Source organism: Modicisalibacter luteus DSM 23508 (assembly GCF_000378505.1).
In the GTDB taxonomy this organism is placed as follows: Bacteria; Pseudomonadota; Gammaproteobacteria; order Pseudomonadales; family Halomonadaceae; genus Modicisalibacter; species Modicisalibacter luteus.
Genome location: NZ_KB899989.1, coordinates 40,595 through 62,656 on the forward strand (window position 1 = coordinate 40,595; position 22,062 = coordinate 62,656).

Consider the following 22,062-nt stretch of genomic DNA (forward strand, 5'->3'; position numbering starts at 1 on the left):
TACAAGGTGACGCCATGCTCGGTTGGTATCCGGGACACATGAACAAGGCACGCCGCCAGATCAAGGAGGCATTGCCAGAGATAGACGTCGTGCTGGAAGTGCTCGACGCCCGCCTACCCTACTCCAGCGCCAATCCCATGCTCGCCGATCTGACCGAGCACAAGCCGGTGCTCAAGCTTCTGTCGCGGGCCGACCTGGCCGACCCCGCGCGCACCGAGGAGTGGGTCGCCCACTTCGATGCCCTGGAAGGCACCCGCGCCCTGGCAGTAACCACCACCCAGGCTCGTGAACTCAAGCGTATTCCCAAGCTATGCCACGAGCTGGCCGGCCAGGTACGCGCCGACCGCGATGTTCGCGTCATGGTCATGGGCATTCCCAACGTCGGCAAGTCGACGCTGATCAACGGGCTTGCCGGCCGCAAGATCGCCAAGACAGGCAACGAACCAGCGGTGACCAAGCGTCAGCAGAAAATTCGCATTGAAGGACGCATCGCCCTGATCGACACGCCAGGAGTGCTGTGGCCGAAAATCGAGAACCAGGCCAGCGCCTACCGCTTGGCTGCCAGCGGCGCAATCCGCGACACGGCCATCGATTATCTGGATGTTGCCATCGTTGCCGCGGCTGAACTGGCCAAGCGTTACCCCGAGGCGTTGACCAGTCGCTTCAAGCTCAAGGAACTGCCTCCCTATACGCCCGCCCCCCAGGCAGCCGATGTCGAAGCCGACGGCCCACGCCGGATCGATTTGCTGGCTCTGGCCGGCTTCGACGGGCAAGCCATCGTCAGGGAAATCGCCAGCAAACGCGGCGGCTTGCGTGCCGGAGGCGAGGTAGACATGCATCGCGGTGCGGAAGTTCTGTTGCATGAACTGCGTGATGGCAAGTTAGGCCGCCTGACACTCGAGACGCCGAGCGACATTCCTCCGCCCGAAAGCCATGACGACGACCAGGAAAGTGCCCCCGTCTGAACGGTATTTGCCCTTTGGCACTACCTCTGCCGCGTTATATGCTGTGCTTCGCCGCACACAGCCGGTATTGGCACGAACTCTTTGATTTGCCGTCCCTCACCGTACGGCTAACGGAATCCCAATGGACACCCCGACCACTCTCAGGAAATCGCACAAGCTCGACAACGTCTGCTATGACATTCGCGGCCCGGTGCTCGACCACGCCAAGCGTCTCGAGGATGAAGGCCAGCGCATCTTGAAGCTCAATATCGGCAATCCGGCCCCTTTCGGGTTCGAGGCACCGGAAGAAATTCTCCAGGATGTGATGCGCAACCTGCCGACCGCACAGGGCTATTGTGATTCCAAAGGCCTTTACTCGGCGCGCAAGGCGATCATGCAGGAGTGTCAGCGCAAGCAGATTCCCGGCGTCGGCATCGAAGACATCTATATCGGCAATGGCGTATCCGAGCTGATCGTGATGGCCATGCAGGCCCTGCTCAACGACGGTGACGAGGTGCTGATTCCAGCTCCCGATTACCCGCTGTGGACCGCGGCCGCCAACTTGTCCGGTGGACGTCCCGTTCATTACTTGTGCGATGAGCAGGCGGATTGGGCGCCGGATCTCACCGATATTCGCAACAAGATCACCTCGCATACGCGGGCCATGGTATTGATCAATCCCAACAATCCCACCGGCGCCGTTTACCCCCCGTCCGTGGTCAGGGAGTTATTGAGCATCGCCCGCGAACATAACCTGGTGGTGTTCTCCGACGAGATCTACGACAAGATCCTTTACGATGATGTCGAGCACGTGTCCACCGGCGCGCTGGCCGAAGAGGATCAGCTGGTCGTTACTCTTAATGGCCTATCAAAAAGCTACCGCTGTGCCGGGTTTCGCTCGGGCTGGATGATTTTGTCGGGCAATGTCGCCAAGCAACAGGCTCGGGATTACATCCAAGGTCTGAACATGCTGGCCTCGATGCGCTTGTGCGCCAATGTGCCAGCCCAGCATGCCATTCAAACTGCCCTGGGCGGTTACCAGTCGATCAATGACCTAGTATTGCCGGGTGGGCGGCTGCGAGCCCAGCGCGACATCACCTACGAAAAGCTCAATGCCATTCCGGGCGTCTCTTGCACCAAGCCCAAAGGCGCGCTCTATGCCTTTCCCAAGCTTGATCCGGCGATATTCAATATCCAGGACGACCAGAAGCTAGTCCTTGATCTGTTGTTGCAGGAAAAGATTCTGTTGGTGCAGGGCACGGCTTTCAACTGGCCCGAGCCGGACCATGTGCGCATCGTCACCCTCCCTTGGGCGGATCAGCTGGAGGACGCCCTGGACCGTTTCGCACGCTTTCTCTCCCGCTACCGCCAATGAAGACACTCCACCCAATCGTTGGGTAAGCGATTGAAACTCGGCCGCCCGGGACGCATCTAAGTGGCCAACAAGGATTTGAATTTCCCCTGGTTTCCTGACTACTGAGGGTTTACTACATGATGCGCATCATCCTGTTTCTCGCCACCAACCTGGCCGTCGTGCTGGTGGCGAGCATCACGCTGCGCCTGCTTGGCGTCGAGCCATACTTGCAGGCCAATGGGCTGAACATGAACAGCCTACTGATCTTCTGCTTCGTCTTCGGCATGGCAGGCTCGCTGGTATCGCTGTTCCTGTCCAAGAAGATGGCCAAGTGGAGTACGAAAACTCAGGTCATCGAACAACCGCGCGATGCCAACGAGCAATGGCTAGTCAATACCGTGGCCGAACTGGCTCGCGACGCCGGCATCAAGACACCGCAAGTAGGTATTTTCCCGGCCCAGCAATCCAACGCCTTCGCCACCGGCTGGAACAAGAACGATGCGCTGGTCGCCGTCTCGGTCGGTTTGCTCAATCGCATGCGTCCCGAGGAGATCCGGGCGGTGCTGGCCCATGAGATTGGTCACGTCGCCAATGGCGACATGGTGACCCTGGCGCTGATTCAGGGCGTGCTCAACACCTTTGTGATGTTCTTCGCACGTGTCGTTGCCCAGTTGCTGGACAGCTTCCTGCGCCGTGATGACAACGAGGGCCTGGGATTCATGGGCTACTTCGCCGTGGTCATCGTCGCCGAGATCGTCTTCGGCCTGATTGCCTCGATCATCGTCGCCTGGTTTTCGCGCTTCCGTGAATACCGCGCCGATGCATCCGGTGCCAAGTTGGCTGGTTCAGGCGCGATGATCAATGCCCTGGCCCGCCTCAAGGCGGAAACACAGATGCCCAACCAGATGCCGGATACTCTCACGGCCTTCGGCATTACGGCTGGCCAGTCGCGCAAGATCATGGAACGCCTCTTCTCCAGTCACCCACCACTGGATGACCGTATCCGTGCACTAAAGGAATCAGCGTACCGCCAATAGATCGATACGCTTCATCATCCTGCCAGCCCCCGCCTTTTGGTGGGGGCTTTTTGGTTTACGCCTAATCACTTCGCCAGCACGTGATGACTCGCCTATCGCACCTGCAGCCACACTCACCGAGCCCGACCCGGCAGGGGGACGTTATGACCGCCAGTGTAAGACTAACGTCTAACATCTTGAACTAAAGTCTAACAAGGCGCATGCTATATGCATACTTCACGCCTAAAGGGGTCTCAACATGGCTACCCAGACCGTCACAACTGCTCAACCTTCTCTGTTCAAGCGCATTGGCAAGAAAGCCTACCGTGTGTTGGCACTCATGACCGAAGGTGCATATCAGAGTTATCAGGCTCAGCGGGCTCCTTACTACAGCACGATCTAAATGCTTGCTGGCCCAGGATGGCGATATTTTTATCAGCCATAGCGACCAGTTAGGCAAGCTGCCTGAGCCAAAGCCCTGCCACATTTGAACAGACGCCCAAGGCCTGGATACTGTACTGCACAGGGTCCAGGCCTTTTTGCGTCATATGATTGTGTAGCCATGCCTCCAGAGCGACGCATTTGTCACCTGCTATATGACGGGGCCCTGCCCAACCCTATCAGGACATGATGTTGTTAGCGCATCACCTGCAGCGTGTTGAGCTTGTCGTTGCGCACCTTTCACCTGACTCATCTCTCAGCTTGGGTTAGTGCGAATTTTCCAGTGCAGCTCCGTGGCTGCGGGCCAGTCCTTATAGTTCCAACATTCCGCTAAGCTGTCTTTACTGCTCCATATTGCCACTATCGTCGTATTACTAGACAAAATCATATGTATTACAAATACAGAACAACGATAATGGAGCGCAGCAATGATTGTGGATTTGAGGACCTATACCATGGTTCCGGGGCGCCTCAAGGCATTTCTCGAACTTTATGAGAAGGAAGGCCTGCCCATTCAGCTGAAACATCTGGGCAACCTGTTGGGTTATTTTGTCACCGAAACGGGTACGCAGAATCAGGTAGTGCATTTGTGGGGCTACGAGAGCGCTGCAGATCGCGAACGCCGCCGAACGGCCATGGAGAACGATCCCGACTGGATCGCTTACCGCCGCAAAAGTGCAGAAGCCGGCAACGTACAACACCAGACTAACAAGTTGCTGCGCTCGACCAGCTTCTCCCCCCTCTAGCTCTCAGTGACGAGGCCGCGCGTGAACGATCTCCCGAACCAGCCGCCTATGCGCAGCGGAGCCAGAATCCTTGTTGATGCGCTCTTGGCTAATGGCGTTACACGTGCCTTCGCTGTGCCTGGCGAAAGCTATTTATCCGTGTTGGACGCCCTGTACGACAGCCAGGATCAGCTCAGCTTGACGACGTGCCGCCATGAGAGCGGCGCCGCCAACATGGCCGAAGCGTATGGGAAGCTGACCAATAAGCCAGGTATCTGCTTCGTCACTCGTGGGCCCGGTGCGACCCATGCCAGCATCGGCATACACACTGCCCGTCAGGACTCGACCCCGATGATCCTGTTTATCGGGCAAGTTGCCCGCGAGATGCGTGAACGGGAGGCATTCCAGGAAATAGATTATCGCCAGATGTTTGGTTCGGTGGCCAAGTGGGCCACCGAAGTGGAAGACGCAAGGCGTCTTCCTGAGGTCATTGCCAGGGCATTCCAGACCGCCATCAGCGGACGCCCCGGGCCGGTGGTGGTGGCATTGCCAGAGGACATGCTAGACGACGCCGTTGCCGTTCATGATGCGTCACCTGCCCAGCGCATCCCTATCTGCCCACATGAATCATCGATGCAGAACTTGGCGAGCCTGCTGGCCGGCGCGCAGCGTCCCCTCATGATCGTGGGCGGCGGCGGCTGGAGCCAGGCGACTGGTGACGCGATCCGGCATGTGGCAGAACAGCACCATATCCCCATCCTGGCTTCCTTTCGCTGTCAGGACTTCATCGACAACGACTCATCGGCCTATGTCGGCCGGCTTGGGTTGGGTGCGCCGCCTTATGCCAACGCTCTGGTCAAGGAGGCCGACCTAGTCATTGCTCTGGGCGCCCGGCTTGGTGAAGCCACAACCCAAGGCTACACACTACTGATACCGCCGAGTCCGCAGCAGTCCCTTGTCCATGTGCATGCCGACAGTAGCGAGCTGGGGCGGGTCTACCAAGCCAGGCTGCCGATCAATGCCACATCGCCGGAGTTCGCCGAGGCCTTGCAGCGGCTTGCCGTGACTGGCGACGAAACACGTCGGGCATACCTGAAAGCCGCACGTCAGGCCTACGAAGCCTATGCCGAGCCCCAGTTCAGCGAACAGGGCCTGGACATGCAAAGCGTTCTGGAGGTTTTCACACGCCTGTTGCCGGACGACACGCTATATACCAACGGCGCTGGCAACTACACGCTCTGGTTGCAGCTCTATATCCGCTTTCACAGGTATCGAACGCAAGTAGCCCCCACCAGCGGTGCCATGGGCTATGGAATTCCCGCTGCCATTGCTGCCCAGCTCGTTTACCCAGAACGCAAGGTCGTGGCGTTTGGCGGCGATGGCTGCGCGATGATGAGCATTCAGGAACTTGCGACCGCACATATGGAAGGCTTGCCCGTTATCTTCGTGGTAGTGAACAACGCCAGCTACGGCACGATTCGCATGCATCAGGAACGGCGGTTCCCGGGGCGCGTCTCGGGCACCTCTCTGGTCAACCCCGACTTCGTCACGCTGGCCAAAGGATTTCATCTACACGCGGAGCTCATTGAGCATAACTTTCAACTTCCCGAGGCCATCGCACGCTGCGTGGAGCACGCTGGTCCATCACTGCTGGAGATTCGTCTTCCTCACGACGCTCCTGCGACGCCACCCAGACACTGAGCGAGTCGAACGACATGTTCAAAGTTACGCAGCCCAAGCAGATCACATAACAAGAACAGATAGCTCGTCCCGTAACCCACGGGCAAATCACCTACAACGCACGTGTTCAAAAACAATCCGGAGGTAGGAATATGTTTCAACCACGCCTGACACAACTCGGCATGGCACTCGCCATCACCGTGTCCGCCACAGCCACCCAGGCTGCCGATTTTCCCACTCGCGATATTCGCGTCATTGTACCCTGGGGTGCCGGCGGCGGCACTGACGGTATCGTGCGCAAGATCACCAATATCGCGGAGGAATCGCTGCCTGTCTCGACCTATGTCGAGAACATCGAAGGCGGCATGAGCGCCACCGGCCTGCTGCAATTGATGAAGGCCCGCCCCGACGGCCATACGCTCGGGGCCCTGACTTATGACAGCGTTGTCACCGTGCCTTGGCAAGGCATGCTGCCCGGTTACAGCCTCGATCAGTTGAAGCTGGTCGCGCGGATTACCAGCGAGCCGGATGCCGTCATTGTTCCCGACGACTCCGAGTATCAAACCATTCAAGGTTTGATCGATGCGGCGAAATCAGCACCGGGAGAAATCCGTGTAGGTCTGCAGAACATGGGCTCACGTACTCACCTGACCCTCCTGCAGTTGCAGGACGAGGCCGGCGTCGAGTTCAAGGTCATAGCCTATCCAGGCGGGGCCGCACCGCAGAAAGAAGCCCTGCTCAATGGTGAGGTCGATTTCGTGGTGACCAGTCTCGGCGACTTTGCGCCATTGATCGAGGCTGGTGACGCGCGCGGTCTGGTCGAGTTCTCGGACCAGCAGAATGAAGCCTTCCCCAACGTACCCCCGGCCACTGAAGCAGGGCTGGAACTGCAGATGGGTAGCTTCATCGTCCTGGCCGTGCCTGCCCGTACACCGGACGAGGCTGTGGAGACCTTGGAGTCGGCTTACAAGGAAGCCTACGAGAGCGAGGCCTTCCAGGAGTGGCTACCCAAGGTCGGTGTCGCGCCGAGTTGGCTGGGTAGCGAAGAGGTGACACAGTGGGCCGAGGAAACCCAGGAGACCCTCTTCGCCACGATGGACGAGCTCGCCGAACAGGGCCTGCTCGAGAAATAAGCCGGTTCCCCGCCGCAGCTCCTGCTGCGGCGGGAGCGAATCCTACGGAGAAAGCCATGTCGCTGCCTACACGCCTTCGCGACGGCCGGTTGCTCGTCCCCGTCGCTCTGCTCATCCTGACAACGATCTACTTTATCGAAGCCGTACAGATGGGACCGCCGATTCGTGACGGCAACATGACCGTCTCGTTCTTTCCCCTGGCCATCGCCTTCATTATGTTCCTTGCCATCGCCGGCGTACTCTGGCGTATCTTCCAGACACCCAGCGACACAGACCAGTCCGCTGAGTCCCATGAGGACAAGCGACGTTTAGGCCCCTTATGGGTCGCCCTGCTGACGGGGTTGTATATTTTCGCCTTTTCCTACATCGGCTATTTCGTCGCTACAGCGATATATGTATTCGCCCTGACGATGCTCTTCGGAGAAGGCGCCAAAGGGCTGCCAGTCAAGCTAGTAGCCACCCTGATTATCACCGTATGCGGCTATCTCCTGTTCGAAGTAGCTTTCCAGGTCCGTCTACCGACCCTGTGGAGTTAGTGACTCATGGACTTTTTCTTTGGCATCCTCAACGGCTTTGCAGCACTGGCCGATCCAGAAATCCTGCTGTACATGGTCGGCGGTTTCCTCATTGGTACGTTCTTCGGCGCCGTACCGGGACTTACCTCGGTCCTGGCCATCGCCCTGCTGCTTCCCCTGACCTACAGCCTGGATGTGACGACCGCCCTGGTAGCCTGTGCGAGCATCTTCATGGCGGGTATGTGCAGCGGCAGCATTACGGCAACGACCATCAATATTCCCGGCGCACCGGCCTCGATGATGACCGCCATCGAAGGCTACCCCATGCAACAGCGGGGCGAAGGCGCCAAGGCACTGGGCCATGCAGCGCTGGCCTCGATGATCGGTGGCTCCATCGGCGCCTTGCTGCTGATGCTTATCGCCCCGCTGGCCGCCGACGCCGCGTTGCTCATCCGCACACCCGGCAAGTTCTCGCTGATCGCCTTCGCGCTGGTCGTGATCATTATTTCCCAGCAGAAGTCGATCTCCAAGGGCCTGATCACGACCATGCTCGGTCTCATGATCGCCACGATAGGTATCGACGTCATGCAGCCCATGGCGCGCTTTACCTTCGGCACTGGTGTACTGGTTCAGGGCATCGACATGATGCCGCTCATCATCGGAACCTTTGCCGTTAGCGAGCTTCTGGTCCAGGCAAATAACCGACACAATCGCACTGTCGACCCCAACCAGGTCGAGGCGCCGCCCGTACGTCGTCGTGACTTTATTCCGCCACTCAGCGAAATCCGCGAAATCGGAATGTATCGGTATTTGAAGTCCGCCGTGATCGGTTACCTGGTAGGCACACTCCCCGGCGCCGGAGGCTCCATGGCTGCGTTCGTGTCCTATGCGGAAGCCATGCGTTCCTCCAAGCATCCGGAGCGCTACGGTAAAGGCAACCCTGAAGGTATCGCCGCAGCAGAAAGCTCCAATAACGCCATGTGCAGCGGGGCCTTCGTGCCGATGCTGACTTTCGGAATTCCCGGCGACCCAACCACGGCGATCGTGCTAGGTGTACTGGTCATCAATGGCCTGCAACCGGGGCCGCAGTTCATGGACTCCCAGCTTAGCCTGGTCGCCCCCATGTTCGCCGCCCTGCTGATCAGCGCCCTGGTCCTGGTCCCCCTGACACTCTATCTGCTTGGCCCCTACTTCTTGCGTATCGTCTCCATCCGGCGGGATGTGTTGTACTCCAGCATCGCGGTGATCGCCCTGGTGGGAAGTTATGTGGCTACGTATTCGGCGTTTCAGATGACCTTGGCGCTCCTGTTCGGGATTCTGGCGTACTTTCTGCGCAAGCAGGCGTACCCGACGGTTTGCCTGTTGCTGGGCTTCGTGCTCGGGCCTAGCCTGGAGGAGTACTGTCGTCGGGCGCTATCGATCAGCGATGGTAATCCGATGATCTTCCTGACCAGCCCCGACAGCCTGTTCTTCCTGGCGCTGACAGGGGTGTTCTTCTACTTCATGGTTATCCGCAAGCCCAAGGCCGCCCCGGTGCCGGGCTGATCCTGTCCCGCGGCCTACGTGGACGCGGGATCCATCTTCTCAGTCTGCCCAGACCTGGACGCCTTGACGCACTCGGAACGAGCCCCTGAACCTGTCGAAAGGCACTCAGACGCTTCGGCTGTAGACCTCATATCGTTGCAAAAAGATAAAGGCTGACATGAACACTCACCGTTGAGGTGGCTACAGTTGCCAGTGCGTGTTTTCAAGCGTGCGTAATTTCCGGAACTCTTCAGACAATAAGGAGTTTGTCATGAGCGACACCGGACTCCAGGTCTTCGACAGGACGCTGCACACGACCCATATCTGGCTCGACGAGATCATGGAGGATACTCAGGTCAGCCGGCAGACAGCATGGCACGAACTAGGCGCTGTACTGAGGTGCTTACGGGATCGGCTGCCTCTACCCTTGGCGGTCAATCTCGGCGCACAACTCCCCCTACTGATCAGAGGAAGCTATTACGAACGCTGGCAGCCATCCGATCAGCCAGACAGGATACGGACTCGAGAGGAGTTCTTGCAGCAGATCGATGACGAACTCGCCAAGACCAGCCAGGAAACCGATACGACGGACGCGGTACGGGCCGTCTTTGCAACGCTCTCGACCCATGTCGATCCTGGCCAGATAGACAAGGTCAAGGAGGTACTTCCCAAGCCGATTCGGGCCTTGTGGTAAACGAAGGCGATTCAGACCTGCTTCAATGAAAGGGTGTGACTGCCACAAAACAGGGAGTCACACCCTTACATTATTTGTTTGCTAGTTTCAGCTTGAAGCCGAAACCTTCGATGGCGTCTCGTAGTCCGGCATTGTTCTTCTTCAAGTCGACTCGCAGGGTGGAGAACTCCCGGCGAACCGGATACTCAGCCCGGTAGCGATCGAACCCTGCTGCCATGCCGAGACGACGGCGGTACCTTTCGAAACCGACCATGTCCCGGCGCACGTCATAACAGGCCCGCACACATAGCGCCAAGGCTTCCAACGGTGGTGCCCAGGCTGTGAGTACGACTTTATGCAGCCAAGGCTCGGGCTTGATCTGCCCAAGTTTGCGTCGCGCAGGCAAGCCGAAATGCTCCATCAATGCTTGATAGACCAGTTCAGTGCCACGCATCTTGCCATCCAGGCTATGGCCAGCAATGTGTGGAGTGGCGATGTCGACCAAGGAATAGAGCGCTTCATCAATGGCCGGCTCGCTTTCCCACACATCGAGCACCGTACGCAGGTCACCGCGACTCTCCAATCGCTGACGAAGAGCGGCGTTATCCAGGCAAGCCCCCCTACCGGCATTGATCAAAACGGTTCCCGGTTTGAGCGACTCGATGCGTGCCGCGTCCATGAGATGGTGGGTAGGATGGTCGCCGTCGCGAACCAGCGGCGTATGCAGGCAGAGGATATCCGCCTGTTCGATCAGAGTATCAAGGTCGACAAAATCCGTGCGCCCTTCCGCCTCGGCACGTGGTGGATCGCAGACCAGGCAACGAGCGTCGAGTTCCTGGAGGCGCTGCCAAAGCCGGTTGCCCACGTTGCCGGCCCCGACGATACCTACGGTGCGCTTGGCCAAGGCAAAGTCATCTTCTTCGGCCAGCATCAACAGGCAGGAGAGGACATAATCAACGACAGAATCGGCGTTGCTGCCCGGGGCACTGGCAAAGGCGATGCGCCTGTCGCGTAGATAGTCGAGATCGATATGATCCGTGCCGATGGTACAGGTCCCTACAAACTTGACGCGGGAGCCTTCCAGCAGCTCCGCATTCACCGGCGTGATCGAGCGCACAATGAGTATGTCCTTGTCGCGGACGGCCTCGCGCGTCATCTCACGCCCGGGCATGCGGGTTATTTCGCCCAGATCGGCGAAAAATTCCTCGGCCAACGGAACGTTCTGGTCCACTAGAATGCGCATGGGATGTTTCGCTCCTTGTTCGTGGCCGGCGGGCGGTTACAATGACGCTGGTCATCTTAGGCTGCGCTACCGATAGCGACAAGCCATGTTATTTCAGGAGCCATCGTGATCGTCCGCTGGGAAAGTGAACACGACTACGTCCTCGTGCATGTCCATCAGGACATGTTCGGTGATTGGATATTCAGTCGCGCCTGGGGCCAGATAGGCACGCAGTTCGGCGGGCTCAAGCACCAGTTGGCTGACGACTATGGCCAGGCCATGATGTGGCTCGACGACGTGGATCACATCCAGTCCTCGCGCGGCTTTCGCAAAGTGCTGGAGACTAGCGAGGATAGCCCCGAAGGGCGCGATGCCGTTCGCCAATTGTCGCTATTGGGGCTCTGAGGTCATTTCAGGAAGCGACGCCCCCGAACCAGCCGCGCTCCCGGCTGGCCGGTTCCGGCATAGGCTCCAGTCTCATCATGCCGAATGGCAAGCAGCCCTCTCGTCTCGAGCCAGGCTGCCAATCGTTCATGCTCGAAGCCTCTCTCGAGCTCGTTGCCCCACTCGTCACTAAGCACAGGGATGCGTGCCCCGTAGCGCGCCAGTAACGCCTCGTCTTCAGCGATGTCGATGTGTTCTAGAAGAATGTCGGCACACCCCATGCGCCCTAGCTCGGTCTCCAGCCGCTCACATAAATAGCAACCTAGCGTGGTGTAAAGCCTCAGCCGCGTCATGTCGATTCCCGGTGACGGATGAGAAAGCAATGATGCAGATTCAGGCGGCGCTGAAAATCCGGGTCGAAGGTGCGGGAAGTGATGTCCTCCATTGCATAACGCTGAATTAATGCCTCATCGAGTTGGAAACGACGTTGGTTATTGGAGAATACCAGCGTACCACCCGGTGCCAGGCGTGCCATGGCAAGATTCACCAGCCGCGCATGGTCGCGCTGGATGTCTAGCGTGCCTTCCATACGCTTGGAGTTGGAGAACGTCGGCGGATCAAGGAAAATCAGGTCGAATTCGCTGCCTGCGGTTTCCAGCCATCGTAGACAGTCGTCACGGATCACTCGGTGGCGGCTGGGGTCGAGCCGATTGAGCGACAGGTTATCGCGTGCCCACTCCAGGTAAGTGTTGGATAGATCGACGCTGACACTATCGCTAGCGCCCCCGAGCGCTGCCTGCACTGTGGCCGTGCCGGTATAACAGAACAGGTTGAGGAAGCGCTTGCCCTCGGCCATCTGCCCTAACAGCCGCCTCACCGGGCGATGATCGAGAAACAGGCCAGTATCGAGGTAATCCTGCAGGTTGACCCATAGCAGCGCCTTGCCCTCACGCACTTGAAAGCGCTCGCCGCTGCTGTCGCGCTTCTCGTACTGTGCTTTTCCCGCCTGTCGCTCCCGCTGCTTGAAATAGACCAGCTCTGGACGTACTCCAAGCACCCCGGGAAGCACTTCAAGCGCATCCATCAGGCGGCGCTGAGCCTGGGCAGGGTTGATTGACCGGGGCGGGGCATATTCCTGCACGTGCACGCGATCACCGTAGACATCCACGGCCAGTGCGTACTCAGGCATGTCCGCATCGTATACGCGGTAACAAGTCTCGCCGCTCTGCTTGAGCCATTTACGCAGCCGCTTACGGTTCTTTTCCAGCCGGTTGGCGAACATCTGGGCACCTTCGGAGCGCTTGCTGCCCGTCTCCTGCAGGCCCTCTGCCGGTTGAGCCGACGCCTCGGGAACGGAAATCAACAGTAGCTTGCAGTCCAGCGGCCCATTCTTGAAGGCATACTGCTTTTCAGCACGCAGTCCGGTACGGTGTCCCAGATCGGGATTGGCCGTAAAAAGCGCCACTGACCAACCAGGAAACGCGGTACGCGCACGTTCGCCCAGGGCCGCATATAGCGGAACCAGCTCGGGAAGTTCGCCGATGCGCTCCCCATAGGGAGGGTTGGTCATGATCAACCCTGGCCGCTCGATGCCAGTGGGTTGCTTGAGTTCGGCTACTGCCCCTCCCTGGAAGTCGATCAGTGCCGGAATGCCGGCTCGCATGGCATTGGCCTTGGCGGCGGACAGCGCCTGAGGACTAATATCGAGACCATACAGGCGTGACTTGATGCGACGGCGGCCAAGGCTGGCCCTTGCTTCGGCCTCGCGCTTGAGCTCACGCCACACAGCCTGGTCATGCCCCGCCCAGCCTTGGAATCCATAGCGCTCCCGATGCAGTCCGGGGGCCATGTCTGCCGCCATCAGCGCCGCCTCGATGACCAGCGTACCCGAGCCGCACAAGGGGTCGATCAACGGCTCGCCCCGGCGAGCACGTTCGGGCCAGCCGGCACGCAATAGCAATGCGGCCGCCAAGTTCTCCTTGAGCGGCGCATGCCCCTGCTCCTTGCGGTAACCACGCTGGTGCAAGCTGTCGCCTGACAAGTCGATTCCCAAGGTCAATCGACCGCGATGCAGGTGGGCATAAATACGCAGATCAGGCTGTCGCAGGTCGACATTGGGGCGCTCGCGCCCCACCGCCTGCAATGCATCGACGATGCCATCCTTGACCGTCTGTGCCCCGAAGCGGGTATGACGGATCTGGGCCGACTGACCATGAAAATCCACCGCGAGACTCACCCCGGGCATGACATGGCTCGCCCAGTCGATTTTTCTGGCGGCCCCATGCAGATCTTGGGGAGCTTCTACGCCCTCCTCCTGCACAAGGCGGAGAATGACGCGGTTGGCTAGGCGGGACCACAGACAGACGCGATAGGCTACATCGAGCGAGGCATTGAGATGTACCCCGGCAACGGTCGTCTTGACGATCTCACCGCCCAGCGCGGCGATTTCTTCGGCAAGGAGTGTTTCCACCCCCTTGGGGCAAGTGACGAAGAATGAGGCCATCTTGGCGGACTGGGATACTGTCATAAGTAAAAGACTCCGGGATCACGCCAGCATGATCCTTTGATTTCAATCATGTAACCGTTAGGTAACGTTTTGTTTACAAAACGCGACTCGACAAATCTGGTCATTCTGAACTAGTAATTAAATCAGTAGCTACTGATGACACGCATGCGTTCTGTCCATGGGCCCTATGGGTTGCGACGGCAATATCTGCAATGACGCCAAGCGTATTGCACGACGTGTTTCGCCTTCGCAAAGTCTCGATATCCAAATCGGTTCTTCAAAGAGGCCATCCGATGAAACGACAGAAACGTGATCGCTTCCAGCGTGCTTATGTTCACGGCTACAAGGCCGGTATCACTGGTCGCTCTCGTGACGATTGTCCCAGTCAGGACGTGAATCTGCGTGAGTACTGGATGAGCGGTTGGCGTGAAGGTCGTGGGGATCATTGGGCCGGCATGACCGGCGTCTCCGGACTGCACAAAAACCCCATGGTCATGTGACCCATCCGAATGCTCACCGTTTCACCGGTTGTCGGAACCCCCGCTACCGGCATGTGCTTCGGTGAAGGATGACACCCTTCAAGGCCCGCCTGCATAGCGGGCCTTTCTGTTTTCCATCCGACTACCCCTTTTCAATCAAACCTTAAGCGCCTTCGCACATTCGGCAACCAGCGCAGGCCCGCGATAGATGAAGCCCGAGTACAGTTGCACCAGGTCCGCACCGGCGTCGCGCTTGCCATGGGCTGTCTCGCCACTGTCGATCCCCCCGACGCCAATGATCGGCATCGAAGGCAAATGGCGACGCAAGGCGCGAACCACTGTATTGGAGGGTTCGAATACCGGCCTGCCCGACAATCCCCCTTGCTCTTCGGCATTCGGCAAACCAATCACGGCATCTCGTGACACCGTAGTATTGGTGGCGATCACGGCATCGATACCGTTGGCCTTCAAGGCCTTGGCCACAAGGGCGGTCTCGTTGTCATCCATGTCAGGAGCAATTTTGACCGCGAGCGGGACGCGTCGTCCACTTTCCCGGTCGAGCCGGGAGCATTGCTCACGCAGTGCACCAAGCAAGTTGTCCAGATGCTCACCGAACTGCAGGTTTCTCAATCCGGGGGTATTGGGCGAGGAAATGTTCACAGCCACATAATGGGCATGAGCGTGTACCCGCTGCAGGCAGATCGTGTAATCGTCTACGGCCCGCTCGACCGGCGTCGTCAGATTCTTGCCGATGTTGATACCAATGATTCCATCGTAATGACTGCGTTGCACGTTACGCACCAGATGATCCACACCGGCGTTATTGAAGCCCATGCGATTGATGATGGCACCCTGCTCGGGCAGGCGGAACAGGCGGGGCTTGGGATTGCCCGGCTGAGGCTTGGGCGTGACCGTCCCCACCTCGACGAAGCCGAACCCAAGGGCACCCAGGGCATCAAGATGATCGGCATTCTTGTCCAGCCCGGCTGCAAGCCCCACCCTGTTGGGAAACTTAAGGCCCATGATTTCCACTGGGTCATCGACTCGTGCCTGCGTGCCGGTCAACCGTAGGCGATGAATCGCATCCAGCATGGAAAGGGAAAATCCATGAGCGGTTTCGGCATCCAAACGGAACAGCAGTGAACGAACAAGGGAATACATGGGCAACTCGGCAGCGGCGAAGAAAAACGCCGAGAGTATAACGCAAGCGCCCCGCCAGGCTTAGTGTCCTTGGAACGATGAACACTCACACAGGCAGGGCACAGGATATCGGGTATACGCTTACTGGGTATCGAGCTGCTGGATACGTAACGTGTAGTTGTTCACGCCACTGCTGGCGCTACCGAACTTTTGACCATTCACCCAAACGGTATAGCGACCCGGTTGCAGACGTGTGCGAATGGCGAAGTCGCCTTCGAACCCCGAGGCCTTGTCACTAGCCACTACCTTGCCTTGCTCATCGAGAATCCTGGCTTCGAGACGATACTCGGTTTCACGAGCAGAAAAGGTGGAGCTGGTAACGGAAACAGTGCCAGCCTCGACGACATCGAAGTTCAGCACCTCGCCACGGGTCCGGATATCGATGTCGGCCACGATTTCATCGAAAGCCGCCGGCATGGCCTCTGCCTTCGACGTCTCCATCGCCTGAGTGGCGGAGGATTCCGGCGAAGACGCGGCGCCAGCCGTAGACTGCGAGCCGCCAGCATTGGCCCCAGCAGGCTCGTTGGCCACGCGTGGCGCAGCAATGGCGGCAACTGCATCGCTGTCCACAAAAGCCGTGGTGCGTCCGTCACGCCCCGGCCCGCCGAAGCGAATCCCCAATCCGCCGTCAATACCACTTTGCTTGCTGCTCAATTGGCGCCCTTGGTCATCAAGCCCCGCCACTTCGATGTTATAGCTATTACCCCCTGCACTCTCAGAGCCGAACTTGTGTCCTGTAACCTGTAACGTGTAGTCACCTGGCTCGAGTTGCTCGACCAAGCGCAACCCGCCGTTTTTCCCCAGCCCTTGGCCACGCGCCATGACATTGCCCTGCTCGTCGAGGACAACAGCCGAAATCCGGTAATCGTTCGAAGCGCCCGGCAAGGTGCTGCTGGTGAAGGCATACTGACCAGCCTTATCGACCGTGAACGCATGCTCATGCGTTCCTCCAAAACCGAAGCTCTGGCTGCGCGCGTCGGTACGCGACGTGAAATACTTGCTCATGTCGACCTTGTCAGCGGCCTCCCGGGCGCGTTGCAGTGCTGGACTGTCAGCTAATGCCTGCGATGCCGGGCCGACCAGCCCCAGAGCCACGACGATAGGTAATACGCGAAGTTTCATAGGGTCTCTCTGCAATAGCATTCATCCGGTCGTGGCACAGCATACCAGAGCGCCCCCGACTGGCGTGGTCTGTCATTAAACCTTGCACAGTAAGCCAAGCTTCATTGTCAACGCAAACCGCCCGGCATGGCCGGGCGGTTTGCGGGTTACAACGAGGAGCAGTTTCAGCTTTCGCCGTTGCTCTCGGCCAGATCGACCAGCTCGCGAATTGCCACGGCAAACAACGGGAAGCCCCCTTGAGCGCCATGACGTACCTCGTTGACCAACCCACACCAACGTTCATGGAGATCAGAATGCCGAGCCAGCCACTGATCCACGCGCGGCCCTACGTCCAGTGAGCTGTCCTCCATGTTGAGAACGCTAACCGTCAATGCCAGCTGCTGGCGGTCAAGATCGTCACGGAAGGTTTCCCTCGCCTGTGCCTGCCAGGCATCACGCACCTTGAGGGCATTGACCTGCTCGGTCATCCAGGGCAACTCCAGGCGATGCCCAATCTCGAAATAGACTTCGGCGACGCGCTGAACCTTCTCGTTGGCTTGCTTGGCGGCCTCGATGATTCCCAATCCTCCATAGAGATTGCGGGTCGCGGCGATGACATTAGCCAAGTCTTCAGGCACGCCAGCCTCTATCAGCTGTTCGCAGCGTGCCTGCCAAGCCTCATGATCGTCACCTCGCAAGTGGTCACCTATCGTCTCCTGAAGCTGGGTCAACCTCGGAGCAAAGTGCTCGATGCTCTCCTTGACCGTCATGCTGGTACGGTGCCTCAGGAACCAGCGTGTCGCACGACGAAGCAGTCGCATCAAGTCCTGCATCATGGCGTACTGGACTTCGCTATCGACCTTGTTGTCTAGCGCTTCGATCTGTTGCCAGAGGCCTTCCAGATTGAAGCTATCGCGGGCCACGATGTAGGCACGCGTGATGTCGGCCCGTCCGGCTCCGGTAGAATCCATCAGGCGGCGCATGAATACGATGCCCATATGGTCGACCAGATCATTGGATATCTGGGTCGCTGCGATCTCCCGCTTGAGACGATGCTCGTACATCTCGTTCCCGAAACGCTCTACAAGCACCTTGGGGAAGGCCCGCTCGAGGTGGGTCTGGATATACGGGTCGTCGGGCACCTCTGAGGCGATGAGGTCGCTTTTCAACGTACTCTTGGCATACGAGATAAGCACTGACAGCTCGGGTAGCGTCAACCCCTCATCAGCGTTGGAGCGCTCAAGCAGTAACTCGTCGCTGGGCAGGAACTCAAGCTCGCGATCGAGCTGGCCATGCGCCTCGAGTTCATTGATAAACCGGCGGAACGGCCCCAGTCCATCCTGAGCCAAGCGTCTTGACAACGATAGCGCCTGGGCTTGGCGATAGTTGTCCAGCAGCACCAGCGCGGCGACTTCTTCGGTCATCTCCGCCAACAGTTGGTTGCGCTGCTTGTCGGTCATGTCTCCACGCTTGACCACATCGTCGAGCAGAATCTTGATGTTGACCTCATGGTCGGAACAATCGACCCCACCGGAGTTGTCGATGAAGTCGGTATTGACCCTCACACCGTTCCTGGCAGCTTCCATGCGCCCGCGCTGGGTCAGTCCCAGATTGCCTCCCTCGCCAACGACACGGCAACACAGGTCCTCACCGTTGACCCGCAGTGCATCGTTGGCCTTGTCGCCCACATCGGCATGGGTTTCCTCACGGGACTTGACGTACGTGCCGATCCCGCCGTTCCAGATCAGGTCGACATCGGCCTTGAGCATGGCGTTGATAAGGTCGTTGGGCGACAGCTTGTCGGCTTCGATACCGAACACCCGCTTCATCTGCGGTGTGATGGCGATCGACTTGGCACTGCGCTTGAAGATGCCCCCGCCTTCGGAAATCAGGCTACTGTCGTACTCCTCCCAACTGGAACGCGGCTGATCGAAGAGACGTTTGCGCTCCTTGAAGGACGCTTCGGCATCAGGGTCGGGGTCAATGAATATGTGCATGTGGTTGAAGGCGCCGACGAGACGGATCTTGTCCGACAGCAGCATACCGTTGCCGAACACGTCGCCGGCCATGTCACCAATGCCCAGCACCGAGAACTCGTCCTGCTGGGTGTTGACGCCCAGTTCGCGGAAGTGGCGTTTCACCGACTCCCACGCACCACGCGCGGTGATGGCCATCTTCTTGTGGTCATAGCCGTTAGCCCCACCCGAGGCGAAGGCATCGCCCAACCAGTGACCGTACTCAAGCGATATCGCATTGGCGATGTCCGAGAACGTCGCTGTACCTTTATCGGCCGCGACCACCAGGTAGGGATCGTCATCGTCGTGACGCACTACGGCCTTGGGCGGCACGACCTCTCCGCCGACGAGGTTGTCGGTCACATCGAGCAACGCACGAATGAAGATCTGATAGCAGGCGATGCCTTCTTTCTGGATGACATCGCGATCGGTGGTGTCGGGCATGCGCTTGCATATGAACCCACCTTTGGCACCGACCGGCACGATGACCGCATTCTTGACCTGCTGCGCCTTGACCAGCCCGAGAACCTCGGTACGGAAGTCCTCGTGACGATCCGACCAGCGCAACCCGCCCCGGGCCACCTTGCCACCGCGCAAATGCACCCCTTCGACACGCGGCGAATAGACGAAGATTTCGTACATCGGCCGCGGCTTGGGCATGTCCGGGATCTTGGCCGGCTCGAGCTTGAGGGCGATGTAGCCCTTGTGATCCCCGTTCTCATCCGTCTGGTAATAATTGGTCCGCAACGTCGCCTGGATCAGCTCGGCATACCGCCGTAGCAGCAGATCGTCGTTGAGGCTGGCCACAGCATCGAGCTGGCCGTTTATGCGCTCAAGACAGGCATCGATTTCACTTTCCTGCGCTTGCTGGTCGGGATCGAAGCGTAACTCGAACAGAGTGACCAGCTCCCGCGTGATCTCCGGGTAGCTTGCCAGTGTCGTGGCGATGTAGAGCTGCGACAGGCCGAAGCGCAACTGCTTGAGGTATCGCGCATAGGCGCGCAGTACCGCCACTTCGCGCCAGGCCAGATTGGCCCCGATCACGAGGCGGTTGAACGGATCGTTTTCGGCATCGCCCACCCAGATGCGCTTGAACGCCTCGATGAAGGTGTCCCGCATCTCCTGTAGGTTGACAATCTCGTTGGTGTGGTGCTCCAGATCGAAATCGTGAATCCAGAAATCCCGATCCTGACGCTGGATGTTGTAGGGCCGTTCGCCCAACACCCGCAGCCCGAGGTTTTCCATCACCGGCAATACGTCGGACAGAGGAACCGGACGGTCGGCATGGAACAGCTTGAGATTGACACCGTCCTCTTCCTCCTCGACCAGACGATAGAGACTCAGCGCCAGCGCTTGGCCCTCCTCGAGCTCACCGATATGGTGCAGGTCGTAGACGGCGGTGCGGGCCGAGAAGTCGTCCCGGTAGCTTCCGGGGAACGCCTCCCGGTAGCGATCCATCAGCTGATTGGCCTGTTCCTCGCCAAAACCCTCGACCATGGCATGCTGCAGGTCGTCGCGCCAACTGCGAGACAGCATACCGACCTTCTTCTCGAGTCGGCGGATGTCGTATTCCACCGGCTTGTCGCCATTGAAGCGCAGGATCAATTGGATCCGTGCAAGCACCGACTCGGACAGGTAAGTATTGAAGTCGCCAAAGGTAGCATCGAGCTCGTCACAGAGCAGGTTCTGGATTCGCACGCGCAAGTCGGTCGAGAACACATCTCGGGGCACGAAGACCAGGCAGGAATAGAATCGCCCGAAACGGTCCTCGCGGATGAACAGCCGCACCCGGCGCCGCTCGCGGATATTGAGGATACCCAGCGTGGTGCGTGTCAGCTCTTCGGTGGAAATCTGGAACAGGTCGTCGCGCGGGTAGACATTGAGAATCTGGCGCAGCTGATGGCCATCGTGGCCACGCGGGTCGACGCCCGTCGCCTGGATCACGGCCTGGATTTTCTTGCGCAGGATAGGGATGTGCCGCGGCGAATCATTGTAAACCGCCGCGGCATACAGCCCGAGAAAACGCCGCTCGCCGATTACGTTACCTTCAGCATCATAACGATCGACGGAAATGTAGTCAGGATAGGCCGGGCGATGGACACGTGAGTGGTAGGCGCTCTTGGCGAACGACAGCAACTGGGGAACCAGTACGTAATGATCGCCCTCGATGCCCAGATCGTTGCGAATACGTTCTCGGTAGCGAGGCTGGTCCAGCTTGAAAACGCCCAGATCGCTGCCCTTGACGTGACGAAGCTGATCTTGCCCTTCTTCCCGAACGACCTCGTATTCGTCATACCCCAGGAAGGTGAAATTGTCGTTCCTCAACCACTCGAGAAAGGCGATTGCCTCCTCATGGTTGTCCGGCTCGATCTGAGCGGGTCGTGACGCCTTCACCTCGTCGAGCGCGGCAGCGACCCGATCGCGCATCGCGTCGAAATCTTCGACAGCGGTATGCACGTCGCGCAGCACATCGCGGATACTGTCTTCGAGATCCTCGAGCACCGCCGAATCGGAGTGGCGATCGATTTCGATGACGATCACCGATTCGCGGGATTCGGGGGCGTTCTTGGCATTAGCCGCGGAGACCCGCTTCAGGCGGTGCTGCTGGTCGCGCTCGACGGCCATGACGGCATTGTGGATGGCATGGACGGTGATGCCGCGCCGATTGAGTTCAATGCGCACCGAGTCGACCAGAAACGGCATGTCCCGCTGCAGAACGCCGACCACAGTATGCGAGGATTGCCAGCCATGCTTCTCGAAATCGGGGTTATAGACCGCGACCTTGGGTGACTGGGGATCATGCTGCTGCATGAAGTGCCAGACGGCCAGGGTCGCTCCGTAGATGTCATCGATGTGACGCTCGGCGAGATCCTCGAAAGGGGCGCTGGCGTAGAAATCCTCGGCGAAGGCTGCAATCGCCTTCACTTTTTCCTGGGGAAGGCGCTTGGCGAGTTGCTCGCGAAGCTGGGCAAGAAATTCCTGTTTGCCATCGATTGCGACGTGTTGCATCAATCACCTCGGCTGCACCCGGTCATCATTGACCGGAGGGATGTTCATCGGCGCGACGAGTGTGTCGCGTTATGCGAGCGTACCCCAGCTCCCCGGACAACCCTATCGTCATGCCCCAACTTTCATGGAGCATATCAGTTG

The 22,062-nt window shown here is 58.8% G+C and carries 18 protein-coding genes; 12 read left to right on the forward strand and 6 right to left on the reverse strand.

The window, feature by feature from the left end; all coding sequences use genetic code 11:
• Positions 1-14: 14 nt before the first annotated feature.
• The 10 genes from ylqF (at position 15) to F568_RS0100305 (ending at position 10,026) form a co-directional block, all read left to right on the forward strand.
• Positions 15-965, forward strand: a complete 951-nt coding sequence (gene ylqF / locus F568_RS0100260) for a ribosome biogenesis GTPase YlqF (RefSeq protein ID WP_019016691.1) — start codon at positions 15-17, stop codon at positions 963-965.
• A gap of 121 nt (positions 966-1,086) precedes the next feature.
• Positions 1,087-2,319 carry a pyridoxal phosphate-dependent aminotransferase gene (locus tag F568_RS0100265; RefSeq protein ID WP_019016692.1) on the forward strand — a complete coding sequence of 411 codons (1,233 nt, stop codon included), beginning with the start codon at positions 1,087-1,089 and terminating at the stop codon, positions 2,317-2,319.
• Positions 2,320-2,435: 116 nt separating this feature from the next.
• The gene (gene htpX / locus F568_RS0100270) at positions 2,436-3,335 is read left to right on the forward strand and encodes a protease HtpX (protein WP_019016693.1); all 900 of its coding nucleotides are present in this window, start codon (positions 2,436-2,438) and stop codon (positions 3,333-3,335) included.
• A gap of 238 nt (positions 3,336-3,573) precedes the next feature.
• Positions 3,574-3,717, forward strand: coding sequence for a hypothetical protein (locus tag F568_RS25210; RefSeq protein ID WP_019016694.1), 144 nt, complete (start codon positions 3,574-3,576; stop codon positions 3,715-3,717).
• Between the two features lie 466 nt (positions 3,718-4,183).
• Positions 4,184-4,501, forward strand: a complete 318-nt coding sequence (locus tag F568_RS0100280) for an NIPSNAP family protein (RefSeq protein ID WP_019016695.1) — start codon at positions 4,184-4,186, stop codon at positions 4,499-4,501.
• Positions 4,502-4,522: 21 nt separating this feature from the next.
• Positions 4,523-6,181, forward strand: coding sequence for a thiamine pyrophosphate-binding protein (locus F568_RS21885; protein WP_211213414.1), 1,659 nt, complete (start codon positions 4,523-4,525; stop codon positions 6,179-6,181).
• 131 nt (positions 6,182-6,312) lie between these two features.
• A complete protein-coding gene (locus F568_RS0100290; RefSeq protein WP_019016697.1) occupies positions 6,313-7,293 on the forward strand; it encodes a Bug family tripartite tricarboxylate transporter substrate binding protein in 981 nt (326 codons plus the stop codon).
• A 56-nt stretch (positions 7,294-7,349) separates the two neighbouring features.
• Positions 7,350-7,829 (forward strand): tripartite tricarboxylate transporter TctB family protein, encoded by a 480-nt coding sequence (locus tag F568_RS0100295; protein WP_019016698.1) that lies wholly within the window; start codon positions 7,350-7,352, stop codon positions 7,827-7,829.
• Positions 7,830-7,835: 6 nt separating this feature from the next.
• Positions 7,836-9,353, forward strand: a complete 1,518-nt coding sequence (locus tag F568_RS0100300) for a tripartite tricarboxylate transporter permease (RefSeq protein WP_019016699.1) — start codon at positions 7,836-7,838, stop codon at positions 9,351-9,353.
• A 250-nt stretch (positions 9,354-9,603) separates the two neighbouring features.
• The gene (locus F568_RS0100305) at positions 9,604-10,026 is read left to right on the forward strand and encodes a DUF2267 domain-containing protein (protein ID WP_019016700.1); all 423 of its coding nucleotides are present in this window, start codon (positions 9,604-9,606) and stop codon (positions 10,024-10,026) included.
• Positions 10,027-10,096: 70 nt separating this feature from the next.
• Here the strand turns inward: F568_RS0100305 and pdxB are convergent, their stop codons facing one another.
• Entirely contained in the window at positions 10,097-11,248 is a 1,152-nt protein-coding gene (gene pdxB / locus F568_RS0100310; RefSeq protein ID WP_019016701.1) for a 4-phosphoerythronate dehydrogenase PdxB, read from the reverse strand.
• 105 nt (positions 11,249-11,353) lie between these two features.
• On the opposite strand from pdxB, the gene F568_RS0100315 reads away from it, so the two are divergent.
• Positions 11,354-11,632: a hypothetical protein gene (locus F568_RS0100315; RefSeq protein ID WP_019016702.1), complete on the forward strand. Its 279-nt coding sequence runs from the start codon at positions 11,354-11,356 to the stop codon at positions 11,630-11,632.
• Between the two features lie 2 nt (positions 11,633-11,634).
• On the opposite strand, the gene F568_RS0100320 is transcribed toward F568_RS0100315, so the two are convergent.
• Both F568_RS0100320 and rlmKL read right to left on the reverse strand, forming a co-directional pair.
• On the reverse strand, positions 11,635-11,964 hold the full coding sequence (locus F568_RS0100320; RefSeq protein ID WP_019016703.1) for a glutaredoxin family protein: 330 nt from the start codon (positions 11,962-11,964) through the stop codon (positions 11,635-11,637).
• Positions 11,961-14,138, reverse strand: coding sequence for a bifunctional 23S rRNA (guanine(2069)-N(7))-methyltransferase RlmK/23S rRNA (guanine(2445)-N(2))-methyltransferase RlmL (rlmKL, locus tag F568_RS0100325; RefSeq protein ID WP_019016704.1), 2,178 nt, complete (start codon positions 14,136-14,138; stop codon positions 11,961-11,963). The genes F568_RS0100320 and rlmKL overlap by 4 nt, the downstream gene beginning before the upstream one ends.
• 272 nt (positions 14,139-14,410) lie before the next feature.
• Between rlmKL and rmf the strand changes: the two genes are divergently transcribed.
• The gene (gene rmf / locus F568_RS0100330) at positions 14,411-14,617 is read left to right on the forward strand and encodes a ribosome modulation factor (protein WP_019016705.1); all 207 of its coding nucleotides are present in this window, start codon (positions 14,411-14,413) and stop codon (positions 14,615-14,617) included.
• Between the two features lie 135 nt (positions 14,618-14,752).
• On the opposite strand, the gene F568_RS0100335 is transcribed toward rmf, so the two are convergent.
• The 3 genes from F568_RS0100335 to F568_RS0100345 all read right to left on the reverse strand — a co-directional run bounded on the left by F568_RS0100335 (position 14,753) and on the right by F568_RS0100345 (position 21,921).
• Positions 14,753-15,757 (reverse strand): quinone-dependent dihydroorotate dehydrogenase, encoded by a 1,005-nt coding sequence (locus F568_RS0100335; protein WP_019016706.1) that lies wholly within the window; start codon positions 15,755-15,757, stop codon positions 14,753-14,755.
• A 120-nt stretch (positions 15,758-15,877) separates the two neighbouring features.
• Positions 15,878-16,918, reverse strand: a complete 1,041-nt coding sequence (locus F568_RS0100340; RefSeq protein WP_019016707.1) for a hypothetical protein — start codon at positions 16,916-16,918, stop codon at positions 15,878-15,880.
• Positions 16,919-17,082: 164 nt separating this feature from the next.
• Positions 17,083-21,921 carry an NAD-glutamate dehydrogenase gene (locus tag F568_RS0100345; protein ID WP_019016708.1) on the reverse strand — a complete coding sequence of 1,613 codons (4,839 nt, stop codon included), beginning with the start codon at positions 21,919-21,921 and terminating at the stop codon, positions 17,083-17,085.
• Positions 21,922-22,062: the final 141 nt, after the last annotated feature.